6 protein-coding genes are annotated in these 13,153 nt (G+C 41.5%); all 6 read left to right on the top strand.

All coding sequences use genetic code 11. The features are described from left to right. Positions 1-2,170: non-ribosomal peptide synthetase (locus ACYTXL_RS25605; protein ID WP_461927149.1), on the top strand; the 2,170-nt coding region annotated here is incomplete at its 5' end. Continuing rightward, positions 2,170-8,007 (top strand): SDR family oxidoreductase, encoded by a 5,838-nt coding sequence (locus ACYTXL_RS25600; protein ID WP_461927148.1) that lies wholly within the window; start codon positions 2,170-2,172, stop codon positions 8,005-8,007. The genes ACYTXL_RS25605 and ACYTXL_RS25600, both read left to right, overlap by 1 nt. A gap of 189 nt (positions 8,008-8,196) precedes the next feature. Next, positions 8,197-8,478, top strand: coding sequence for a hypothetical protein (locus ACYTXL_RS25595; RefSeq protein ID WP_461927147.1), 282 nt, complete (start codon positions 8,197-8,199; stop codon positions 8,476-8,478). 54 nt (positions 8,479-8,532) lie between these two features. After that, positions 8,533-10,083: a condensation domain-containing protein gene (locus ACYTXL_RS25590; protein WP_461927146.1), complete on the top strand. Its 1,551-nt coding sequence runs from the start codon at positions 8,533-8,535 to the stop codon at positions 10,081-10,083. A 19-nt stretch (positions 10,084-10,102) separates the two neighbouring features. After that, positions 10,103-11,152: a TauD/TfdA family dioxygenase gene (locus ACYTXL_RS25585; protein ID WP_461927145.1), complete on the top strand. Its 1,050-nt coding sequence runs from the start codon at positions 10,103-10,105 to the stop codon at positions 11,150-11,152. A 19-nt stretch (positions 11,153-11,171) separates the two neighbouring features. Next, a partial coding sequence (locus ACYTXL_RS25580) for a condensation domain-containing protein (RefSeq protein WP_461927144.1) occupies positions 11,172-13,153 on the top strand: 1,982 nt, incomplete at its 3' end.

Genomic DNA, 13,153 nt, shown 5'->3' with positions numbered 1-13,153 from the left:
AACAGCGAAGTTTGATCTAACCCTAGTTATGGTAGAAATCAAGCAAGGGCTGATGGGAACTCTGGAGTACAATACCGATCTGTTCAATGCAGATAGCATTACCCGGATGCTGGGGCATTTCCAAACTTTGCTAGAAGGCATTGTCGCTAATCCTGAACAGCGAATTTCCGACTTACCACTCTTGCCGAAAACAGAACAGCATCAGTTGCTCGTGGAGTGGAATAACACTCAGACTAACTATATTCAGAATAAGTGTTGTATCCATGAGTTATTTGAGGCTCAGGTAGAGCGAGCCTCGCTAACATCTGATGCCATTGCCGTAATCTTTGAAGATCAACATCTGACCTACCAGGAACTGAATGCCAGAGCAAATCAGCTAGCGCACTACCTGCGATCGCTTGGCGTCGGACCAGAGGTACTGGTGGGAATCTGCATGGAGCGATCGCTCTTAATGGTCATTGGACTTTTGGGCATCCTCAAAGCAGGTGGGGCTTATGTACCCCTCGACCCCACTTATCCCAAAGAACGCTTAGCCTTCATGTTAGAAAACTCTCAACCAAGTATGTTGTTAACACAACAGCACCTAGTCGAAAGTCTACCAAGTAATAGGGCTAAAGTCGTTGCCTTAGACAGCAATTGGGAACTGATTGCCCAACAGAGGATAGAAAACCCTGGAAGCAATATCACCCCCGATAATCTCGCTTATGTTATCTACACCTCCGGCTCTACAGGGAAACCAAAGGGTGCAATGATTACCCACAAGGGAATCTGCAATCGCTTACTGTGGATGCAAGACGCTTACCGATTAACAGCAGCAGATAAGGTTTTGCAGAAGACACCTTTCAGCTTCGATGTATCAGTCTGGGAATTTTTCTGGCCGTTGATGACGGGTGCGCGTCTAGTGGTAGCTAAACCAGAGGGACACCGAGACGCTAACTATTTAGTAAATTTGATAACACAACAACAAATTACGACCTTACATTTTGTCCCTTCCATGCTGCAAGTGTTTCTGGAAGCAGAAAATATTGAAACTTGTAAGTGTCTTAAACGGGTAATAGTGAGCGGTGAGGCGTTACCAAATCAACTGGAAAAACGCTTTTTTAATCGTCTTTCTGCTGAATTACACAATCTCTATGGTCCAACTGAAGCCGCCGTAGATGTCACTTCTTGGGCATGTTTACACCAAAGCAGTCCTGAAGACAATAGCATTACCTATGAAAACACAGTTCCCATCGGTCACCCAATTGCCAATATCCAGATTTATTTACTCGATCAGTATTTAAACCCTGTTCCTGTGGGCGTTATCGGCGAAGTGTATATTGGTGGAGTAGGAGTGGGTAGAGGCTACTTAAATAGTCCTGAACTGACAGCAGAAAAATTTATCCCCAACCCCTTTAGCGAACAACCAACGACACGTTTGTACAAAACTGGAGATTTGGCACGCTATCTGCCCAATGGAGAGATACAGTACATTGGACGTATTGACCACCAGGTCAAAATCCGTGGTTTCCGCATTGAACTTGGGGAGATTGAAGCAGCTATCAGTCAATACCCAGCAGTTGAAGAAACTGTAGTTGTAGTTCGCTCAGAGTCAGCAGATTATCAACGGTTGGTAGCCTATATCGTACCTCACACTGAGCAAACACTGACAATAACTGAACTGCGAAATTTTCTAGAGTCGAAACTGCCTAATTACATGATGCCAGCAGCTTTTGTCATGCTAGAAGCCCTACCGCTTACACCTAATGGTAAGATAGATCGCAAAGCATTGCCAGCGCCAGATGATCTTCGCCCAGAGTTGGAAGCTACTTACGTCAAACCACAAACTGATTTAGAAAAATCCATCGCCACTGTTTGGCAAAAGGCACTTAACGTAGAAAAGGTTGGTATTCACGATAACTTCTTTGAACTTGGTGGACATTCATTATTGATGGTTCAGGTTCATACTCAATTACGTGAAATATCCAAAACTGATTTATTATTGCTCGATCTGTTCAGATACCCAACTATAAATTCCCTCGCAGAGTTCTTCAGTCAAGCTCATAATCAAACATCACCTTTGAGTGAAACTAATATTCAAACAGAAAAAATCTCTGCTGGTAAATCTCAACAGAAAAGACGTCGGGAAAAAATGAAGTCAATTATGAATATTAAAGGAGTTCATGAATAATGAATATTACCATAGAATCTACTCATATAAATGGTTCAGAAATAGCGATTATTGGTATAGCAGGACGTTTTCCTCAAGCCAAAAATATTGATGAATTTTGGAAAAATATCCAAAATGGTATAGAGTCAATTTCTTTTTTCACTAATGAAGAACTGTTATCTTCAGGGATAGATTCAGCCATACTCAATGACCCCAAATTTGTCAAAGCACGGGCTGTATTGGAAGATGTAGAACTTTTTGATGCTTCATTCTTCGGTTTCAATCCCAGAGAAGCCGAAATTACCGATCCGCAACACCGGATTTTTTTGGAATGTGCGTATGTTGCGCTTGAAGATGCCGGTTATGACTCCCAAACCTACAAAGGTTCAATAGGAGTTTACGCCGGATCTAGCCTAAGTACCTACTTACTTAACGTTTACTTAAATCAAAATATTATCAATTCTATAGATTATAACCAACTGGCGATCGCAGGTGACAAAGATTATTTAACTACACGAGTTTCTTACAAACTTAATTTAACTGGACCTAGTTATACAGTTCAAACTGCCTGCTCAACTTCATTAGTTGCGGTTCATTTAGCTTGCCAAAGCTTGCTCAATGGTGAATGTGATATGGGTTTGGCAGGCGGTGTTTCCATAAGTTTTTCCAGAAAAAGTGGCTATTTTTATAAAGAGGGGGGAATTGGGTCTCCTGACGGACACTGCCGCGCTTTTGATGCTAAGGCACAGGGAACTGTTAGCGGCGAAGGTGTAGGTATTGTGGTTTTGAAGAGATTAGAAGATGCTCTAGCAGATGGAGATTCTATCCATGCGGTCATCAAAGGTTCGGCTATCAATAACGATGGATCTTTTAAGGTTAGCTATACAGCACCTCGCATAGATAGTCAAGCCAAGGTGATTAGAACCGCTCAAGTCGTTGCCGAGGTTGAACCTGAAACAATTACCTATATTGAGGCTCATGGGACAGGAACATCTCTAGGAGATCCCATTGAAATTGCTGCGCTAACACAAGCTTTTAGTGCTGACACACAGAAAAAAGGCTTTTGTGCTATTGGCTCGGTGAAGACAAACATCGGGCATTTAGATGCTGCTGCTGGGGTGACGGGTTTGATTAAAACAGTCTTAGCTCTCAAGCATAAACAAATACCACCTAGCTTGCACTTTGAGGAACCTAATCCGCAGATTGATTTTGCCAACAGTCCTTTTTACGTCAATACCACACTTTCCGAATGGAAAACAAACGGCACTCCCCGACGTGCAGGTGTGAGTTCCTTTGGGATTGGTGGGACGAATGCCCATATAATTCTTGAAGAAGCCCCAGCGATTGAAACCTCCGCTACTTCTGGCCCTGGGCAGTTGTTGGTACTCTCAGCTAAGACGACTACAGCTTTAGAAACTGCTACAACTAATCTATTAAATCATCTCCAGCAGTATTCTAATTTAAACCTTGCTGATGTAGCTCACACCCTTGGTGTTGGTCGTCGAGCCTTCGACCATCGCCGGATGGTGGTCTGCCAAGACGTTAAGGATGCAGTCAAGGTACTTTCTACTTTAGATCCACAACGAGTATTCACTCACTACCAACAGCCTTCCAATTGTCCGATTGTTTTTATGTTTTCCGGTCAGGGAACGCAGTACGTGAATATGGGGAGGGAACTTTATCAGAGTGAGCCAACCTTCACTCTCGCAGTTGATAACTGTTGTGAACTACTGAAACCGCACTTGGATTTTGACCTCCGTCATCTACTGTATCCTGATGAAGCAGAGAAAGAAAAGGCAGCAGAGCAACTGAAACAGACTTTTATTGCCCAGCCAGCGCTGTTTACCATTGAATACGCCCTAGCTCAGTTGTGGATGTCTTGGGGTGTGCGTCCCGAAGCGATGATTGGTCACAGTATTGGGGAGTATGTGGCAGCAACTCTTTCTGGAATTTTCTCCCTCGAAGACGCTTTAGCGCTAGTCGCAAACCGAGGACGACTGATGCAGCAACTCCCCAGTGGGGAAATGCTCTCTGTTCAACTTACCGAACAAGAGGTACAACCCCTATTGGTTAGGGAACTGTCTTTAGCCGCAAGCAATGGGCCTACCTCCTGTGTGGTTTCTGGTTTAACTGAGGCAATTGAACGATTGCATCAAAAGCTACAAGAAAAAGGTGTAGGCTGTCGGCGGTTGCATACATCCCATGCTTTTCATTCGGAAATGATGGAGCCAATTCTCGACTCGTTTTCTGATTTATTACAAAAAGTCACACTAAATCCTCCGAAAATTCCGTTTGTGTCTAATGTTAGTGGTACTTGGATTACAATAGCAGAAGCAACAGACCCCAAATATTGGGCAAAACATCTGCGGCAAACTGTGCGCTTTAGCGAGGGAATAACTGAGTTACTCAAAACACCTGAGCGCATACTGCTAGAGGTTGGTCCAGGAAGAACTTTGAGTACTTTCGCGCTGACGCATTATAATTTGCAACCAGTAGTGCTGACTTCAATCCGCCATCCACAGGAGCAACAGTCAGATGTAGCGTTTTTACATAACACTTTAGGTAGACTCTGGCTTTTTGGAGTCAAAGTAGACTGGTCTGATTTTTATGCCAATGAACGACGACATCATATTCCCTTGCCGACCTATCCATTTGAGCGTCAGCGTTACTGGATTGAACAACAAAAACAGGCACTTTTAGGGGGACAGTTTCAGCCTAAACTAACAACAACCCAGTTGTGGGAATCTCTGGTAGAAGCAGGAGAAACGCAGGCTCGTACAACTATCGTGATACTTGACGAAGAAACTTATTTGGCGAAGAAACAGTGGTCGGATCGTTTATGCACTACCTACATTAACCTTGCACTGAAGAATTTAGGTGCTTTTGGTAACTTTGATGAAAAGTATTCTTTGGAAGAGTTATTTGAGCAATGCCATATTATTCCTCGCTATCAGCAATTGTTATGTCGCTTTTTGGATGTCCTAGTAGAGCAAGGTCACTTACAGCAAGAGCAGAAACTCTTTACTAAGTTTGTACCATTTTCTACTGAGTATTTAAGTACTCTGCTAGCAGAAATTAACCACAGATGGGCAGACACACCCCAAATGGTAGACTTAATTAAGCAGTGTGGCGAAAGTCTGCCAGCCGTGCTGATGGGGGAAAAAGAACCGTTAGAGTTGTACTTTGCGACGGCAGATCAAAAGGTAAAAACCTCAGAATCTGAATTGCCCTTGAATACTTACTTAAAAGGAATTTTTCGGGCAAGTCTGGAACAAATGGTGAAGTCCTTACCACAAGATGTGAACTTAAGAATCTTGGAAATTGGCGGTGGACAGGGTATTGCCACGACAGAATTATTGCCTGTGTTGCCTCCAGAACAAACAAACTACACCTTTACGGATGTGGGTGGGTTCTTCTTAAAGCGAGCTAAAGAAAAGTTTGCTGCTTATCCTTTCGTCGAGTATCGTTTCCTGGACATTGAAAAATCTCTGACTGAGCAAGGTTATTCCAGTCACGGCTTTGATGTTATCATCGCTGTCAATGTATTGCACGTCACCCGTAACATTGAAAAAACTCTAGATCGCGTGCGATCTTTGCTGGCTCCGGGAGGATTTTTGTTGCTCTGGGAGATAACTCAACCTCAATTAGATTTTGACATTACAGACGGTCTGCTGATGAATCCGTTAGACGATGAAGAACGCAGCCGAGGTAATCCGTTTTTGTCTAAAGAGCAATGGCAAGAAAAACTGCGATCGCATGGGTTTGGTGAGGTCACTGTTTTCTCAGAAACAGAAGTTTTCGAGGAAGAAATATTTCTGGCTAGAGCTTCGGCAACTGATTCAGCACCTACTGCATTTACAGTTTTGCTTCAACCTGAAGATGTTCAATTATCTCCAGACAAAAGACCTGATCTTGCCGACTGGTTTTACATTCCTTCCTGGAAACGCTCCATGCCGCCGCAACCATTTATACCTGCAATTGGGAAAAATCAATCGAGATACTGGTTAATATTTGTGGATGAGTGCGGCTTGAGCGAAAAAATGGTGCAGCAGCTAGCACTTGCGGGTCAGAATGTAGTTACTGTAAAAATCGGGCAGCAATTTGAGCGTGAGAGTGAGTGCAGATATACGATTAATCCTCAAGAACGGGATGACTACAATACTCTGTTCAAAGAACTGCGTAAACTAAATAAGATTCCCAACAAAATAGTTCACTTATGGAACGTCACACCCGAAATTGAACTAGAATCAGAAATTGAGTTACATCAGAAGATAGAGGCACTTGCCTTTTACAGTTTACTGTTTCTTGCCCAGGCAATTGGAGAACACAATCCAGCTGATTCCTTTCAAGTTACAGTTATCTCAAACAATATGCAGGCAGTAACGGGTGCAGAGGTGCTGTGTCCAGAGAAGGCACTAGTTCTTGGAGCATGTCAAGTCATACCGTTAGAGTATCTAAACATCAGCTGCCGTAGCATTGATATTGTTGTTCCAAAATCTGAAAGTAGGCAACAGCAGCAACTTATCGAGCAACTCCTAGCGGAACTAATGAGCCAACCTTCCAACCAAATTATTGCTTACCGTGGACTCCACTGCTGGGTACAAGATTTTGAACCAGTCCGATTAGATGCAACCGTTGCCGAAAATCCTCAATTAAGAGAAAGAGGAGTTTATCTGATCACTGGTGGATTGGGGGGAGTTGGTTTAACACTAGCAGAATACTTAGCACAGAGCGTAAAGGCAAAATTAGTATTGTTGGGGCGATCGCCTTTCCCGGAACCAGACGAGTGGGAAACATGGCTATCCACTCATGATCAACAAGATCACATAAGTTCTAAAATTCGCAAATTGCAAAGCCTAGAAGCACTGGGTTCAGAAGTAATGACGATTAGTGCTGACGTTGCTGACTTTGAACAAATGTCGGTGGCAATCGAAAAAGTAAATCAACGATATGGTCAGATCAATGGAGTGATTCATACCGCAGCAATCCTTGGCGGAGGGATGATTCAACTAAAAACAAAAGAAGACGCAGCAAGTGCTTTAGCGCCGAAAGTTCAGGGAACACGAGTACTCGAAGCTCTCTTCAAAGAAACCAAGCTGGATTTCTTTGTCCTGTGTTCATCAATGAGTTCATTTATTGGGTCATCCGGGATGGTAGATTATACCGCCGAGAATGCCTTCCTTGATTCCTTCGCTCACTATAGTGCTTCCAAACATGGCACATTCATCAAATCTATTAACTGGGATAGATGGAACAGTTTAGGAATGGCAGTTCCGGTCGAAGCACGCCATAAGGAGATAACAGGAGAAGAATTGAGAGGAGGAATGACTTCTTTTGAGGGCATTGAAGCGTTTAAACGTATTTTGTGCAGTAGCACAGTTCCTCAGGTGATTGTATCAACTCAAGATTTTTCCAGCCTGATGAAGCCAAAGGAATCAGCTAAGTCCTTAGAGGAAAAATTAGCCCAGCTGAGTCAATCTAAACCAACCCACTCCCGCCCTAATCTTGCGAATGCTTATGTTGCTCCTCGTAATGAAATTGAGCGAAATCTTACTGACATTTGGGAACAACTTTTAGGTATTGAACAGGTAGGCATTCACGACAACTTCTTTGAATTGGGAGCAGACTCTTTATTTGCCACTCAATTAGTTTATCAACTGTGCAAAAGTTTCCAAATAGAACTTTCTTATAAGGGATTTTTTAATCAGCCGACAGTAGCTGAGTTAGCTGAACTTATTGTACAAAAGCTGGCAGAGCAGACTGATTTAGAAGATTTAGCTAGAGCTTTAGCAGATATTGAACAACTATCAGAAGATGAGGCGCAGACAATACTTGCTTTACAAAACTTAAGTAATTAACTGAGTTTGATATGACTATTGAATCACCACTTTCTTTCTCTGAAATTATTGGGTTGATTTTTTTAACAATTGGGCTGATTGTTGTCACACTGTTAGTTATATATCTACTTAAAATATTGTGGCAAAAAAACAAATGTCAGTTGGTATGGACGCCTGTTTATTTTGTTGAGCATCGCAGTAACCTATCCTATGATGAATTTATTTATCCGGGAGTATGCATTTGTTGATAAACCTGTCGTCATTGCTGACGCAATGAAAGACCTAAAAATATCAACAAAATGGAACTTTGATTTTTTCAAATCAGAGTGCGGGTCAATCAAGGTCATAGTGAAACAAAATGTGAACGAATGTAACTCAGAATTAGTGTTCCAATCTTTTCTTGAGCAGAGTCCTATCAAAGGTTATCTTATACTATTAATTTTGGAGTTTCCTTGGTTGAGTAGATTTATGCTTGCTGTTGGTTTACTTTAAACCTAATATTTATTAAACAATTAGCGCTTTATCATTTGATATTGGTTTGTGTAAATGAGTGACCTTTCACAAAAAATTGCTGCTCTTACCCCAGGAAAACGTCAACTTCTCCTGCAAAAGCTTCATAACAAAAAAGGGGAGGTCTTGTTGCGATCGCAAATAGTCCCTCAAAGTCGCGAGTCCAACTCGTTTCCCCTATCCTTTGCCCAGCAGCGCCTGTGGTTTCTCGACCAGTTGCAGCCTGGTCATACTGCCTACAACATCTTCCAGTCCATGCGTCTGGTAGGATGGCTAAATGTGGCTGTGTTGGAGCAAAGCTTCCAAGAAGTGGTAAAGCGTCACGAAGTTTTAAGAACCACATTCACTACAGTGGATGGTCAATCGATACAAGTTATTGCTCCGACCCCTACTTTCAGACTACTAGTGGTAGATTTGCAACAACTTCCCAAAGACAAGAGGGAAGTTGAGGTTATACGACTGGCTCATGAAGAAGCTCAACACTCTTTCAACTTAGCCAAAAGTCCCTTACTGCGAGTTACTCTACTGCGGCTAACGGAGACAGATCATGTGTTATTGTTGACTATGCATCACATCATCTCTGATGGCTGGTCATTAGGCGTGCTTATTTGTGAGATCGCAACTCTTTACGAAGCCTTTTCTCTGGGAAAACCCTCACCGCTTCCTCAACTATCTATCCAGTATGCAGATTTTGCCGTCTGGCAGCGACAATGGTTACAAGGAGAGCAACTAGAAACTCAGCTTGCTTACTGGAAGCAGGAATTGGGTGATAGCCTACCTACACTCGAACTACCCACTGACCGTCCCCGACCAAAAATTCAGACTTTCTCAGGAGCAAGAGAATCTCTAGCATTACCCAAAACCTTATCCGACAAGCTTAAGGCTCTGAATCAACGGCAAGGCATTACCCTATTTATGATACTACTTGCAGCGTTTGGGACTTTGCTTTCCTGGTACACAGGGCAAGAAGATATCGTGGTGGGTACTGATATCGCCAACCGCAACCAAGCCGAGACCAAGAGATTGATCGGGTTCTTTGCCAACCAACTGGTATTGCGTACCGATTTATCAGGAAATCCTACCTTTCTAGAGTTATTAGAACGAGTCCGCGAAATGACCCTGGAAGCCTATGCTCACCAGGATTTGCCCTTTGACAAACTGGTAGATGTTCTTAATCCGAAACGGGAGTTGAACCGCTCACCATTGTTTCAGGTCAAGCTAGTTTTGGAAAATACCCAAACCCCGTCCTTGGAACTTCCAAATCTGACTATAAGCTCCTTAAAAGTCGAAAATAAAACAGTGCAATTTGACTTGCTCCTAGAGCTAAAGGAGACAGAGAAAGGACTATTTGGTGTATGGGAATATAATACAGACCTATTTGACACTGCCACTATTGTCCAGATGTCGAGAAATTTTGAAATACTTTTAGGTAAGATTTCGACACATCCAGAAGCAAAATTGAATGAGCTAAAAACAATTCTCTATGAAGCAGACAAGCAGCATAATCTCGTTCAAGAACAAGTTTATCAAAACACTATTCAACAAAAATTAATGAACGTTAAACGCAGAACTAATAACAAATTATAAGCTTAAGGAAATACAAATTATGACAAAAACTGAACCTCAAGGATATAATATCAATCATTTAGGAATAGGAAGACGTAAGAGCGTCAATCTATCCCCAGAAAACTTAATAAAAACAGAGTTTATTCAGTCTGACACTAAGTTTCCTTTAGTGATCAAACCTAGCATAAAAGGTGTGAATCTGGAAAACTGGGCTAAGAACAATCGTAAATTTGTAAACACCGAATTATTAAAATATGGAGCTATACTTTTTCGGGATTTCAAAGTTAAGTCAGTAGAGGAATTAGAGCAAATCATCGCAGCTATTTGTGGAGAAGCAATGGAGTATCGTTATCGGGCATCTCCACGAACTCAAGTAGGTGGTAGAATTTATACTTCAACTGACTACCCTGCTGAACAAAGTATTTTTCCTCACAATGAACACGCTTACTCTCCTACCTTTCCGTTAAAAATATTCTTCTTTTGTATGAGTCCAGCGCAATCAGGAGGAGAAACTCCAATTGGTAGTTGTCGAAAAGTTTTTGAGCGGATTAATCCAACTATCCGCGATCGCTTCATCGAAAAGCAAGTGATGTATATGCGTAACTTTGGCGATGGATTTGGTCTTCCTTGGCAAACTGTATTTCAAACAACAGACAAAACCAAGGTTGAGGAATATTGCCAAACCAATGGAATTACGGTTGAATGGAAAACAGGCGATCGCTTAAGAACTCGACAAGTAGGGCCAGCTGTTCTCAAACATCCTCAAACAGGTGAAGTGATCTGGTTCAATCACGCAACTTTTTTTCACGTTTCTACATTGGAACCAACAATCCGTGATTCGTTCTTAAGAAACTTGCCAGGAGAAGATTTACCAACTAATACATATTACGGTGATGGTTCTGCAATTGAGCCATCAGTATTAGCTGAACTGCAAGCAGCTTATCAACAAGAAATGGTCACTTTTTCTTGGGAGAAAGGAGATTTATTGATGCTGGATAATATGTTATCAATACATGCCCGTAAGCCATTTGTTCCTCCCAGAAAAATTTTGGTCGGAATGGCTGAACCTTATACACCCCCAAACATCTAACTAACAGCGAGGTATAAATATGCAAATAGAAAGTATAGAGGGGTTTAGACTTTCACCTCAACAGGAACATCTCTGGTTACTACAACAACTCGATCAAAGTTGGGCTTATCGTAGCGATTGTGCAATTTTAATTACAGGTAATGTTAATCTCAATAATTTAGAATTGGCATTGCAAAATATTGTCAATCGTCATGAGATTCTTCGCACCAGTTTTACTTGTATACCTGGAATGACTATTCCAATGCAGGTAATTACAGATAGCAAAGTTATATTAGATAACAAGCATGATATTAGTAATTTTAACCCTCAAGAACAAGAGGCGAAAATTGCAGCGATATTTCAAAAAAATCACCAGCAAATTTTTGACTTGGAACAAGGTTTAATTTTACATACATCACTGGTAACTCTTTCGCCAGAAAAATATTTATTATTTCTCAGTTTGCCTGCTCTGTGTGCAGACAGTGTTAGTATCAATTGTTTATTGCAAGAACTGGCTATTTCTTACTTAGGAAATGTTGAGGAGGAATTATCTGAAGAACCGCTACAGTATGCAGATTTTTCGGAATGGCAAAATCAAATACTGGAAGCAGAGGAAACGCAAATAGGAAGAAAATATTGGCAACAGCAAGATTTCTCTGCTATTACACATACAAGGTTTCCCTATGAAAAACATATCTCTGAAAATCAGAAATTTAAACCAGAATTAGTAAATTCAATTATTACCCCGGAATTAGTAGCGAATATTGAAGCATTAGCCGAGAAGTATAATACTTCTGCTTCTATCTTTTATCTAACTTGCTGGCTGGTTCTGCTCAAGAGATTGAGCGGACAATCTGAGATGATCGTTGCTACTGGAGTTGATGGCAGAAAATATGAAGAACTCAAAGGAGCATTAGGACTTTTTGCTAAATATTTACCACTTCATTGTTATTTAGAAGATAACTTGCGATTCAGTCAAATTTGGCAGCAACTTCATCAGTCTGTAGAATCTATCTCCAAATGGCAGGAGTGTTTTACTTGGGAACAAATATTAGGAGTAGATCCGAAATCAGATATTTTGCCTTTTGTACCTGTGGGCTTTGATTTTGCTGAAGAAAATACGCAGCATTATGCAGGTAATCTATCGTTTAGCATTCATCAGCTTTATACCTGTACTGAACGTTTCCACATCAAACTCTCTTGTAGACCCAAAGATGATTTTTTAAGTGCAGAATTTCATTATGACTCTAACTTATTTTCTGCACAGGATATTATCGATTTAGCCGAGCAATTTCACAAGTTGATAGAAAGTGCCACATATCATCCAGAAGCTGCAATCAATGAATTAGAAATTTTAAGCGATCGCACCCGACATGAACTTCTATTTGAGTTTAACCAAACACAGGCTGATTATCCACAAGATAAGTGTGTTCAGCGCTTATTTGAAGAACAAGTAGAGCGGACACCAAACAGTATTGCGGTGACATTTTCTGACAAGAAACTTACCTACCGTGAACTAAATGCTCGTGCTAATCAAATGGCTCACTACCTACAAACGTTCGGAGTTGGGCCAGAGGTACTGGTGGGAATTTGTGTCGAGCGATCGCTCGAAATGATTATTGGGATTTTGGGCATTCTCAAAGCTGGAGGAGCTTATATTCCACTCGATCCAAATTATCCATCAGAGCGTTTAGCCTTCATATTAGAAGATACCAAAACGCCAGTATTATTGACTCAACAACGACTGCTTTCGGGTTTACCAGCCCACAACGCCCAAACAATTTGCTTGGATACAGCTTGGGAAATTATTGCTCAGGAGAGTCAAGAAAATCTCCCACTCAAAACCTATAGTGAAAACTTAGCTTATGTCATTTATACCTCTGGTTCTACAGGCAAACCTAAAGGAGTGCAGATTGCACATCGCCATTTAGTAAACTCTACAACTGCGCGGATTACTTACTATCAAGAACCTGTTAGCAGCTTCTTATTACTTTCTTCCTTTGCTTTTGATAGTTCTGTGGC

It is taken from the genome of Nostoc sp. (assembly GCF_054880495.1).
The sequence above is the reverse complement of the archived record's forward strand: the minus strand, read 5'-3'. Positions and strand labels throughout refer to the sequence as shown.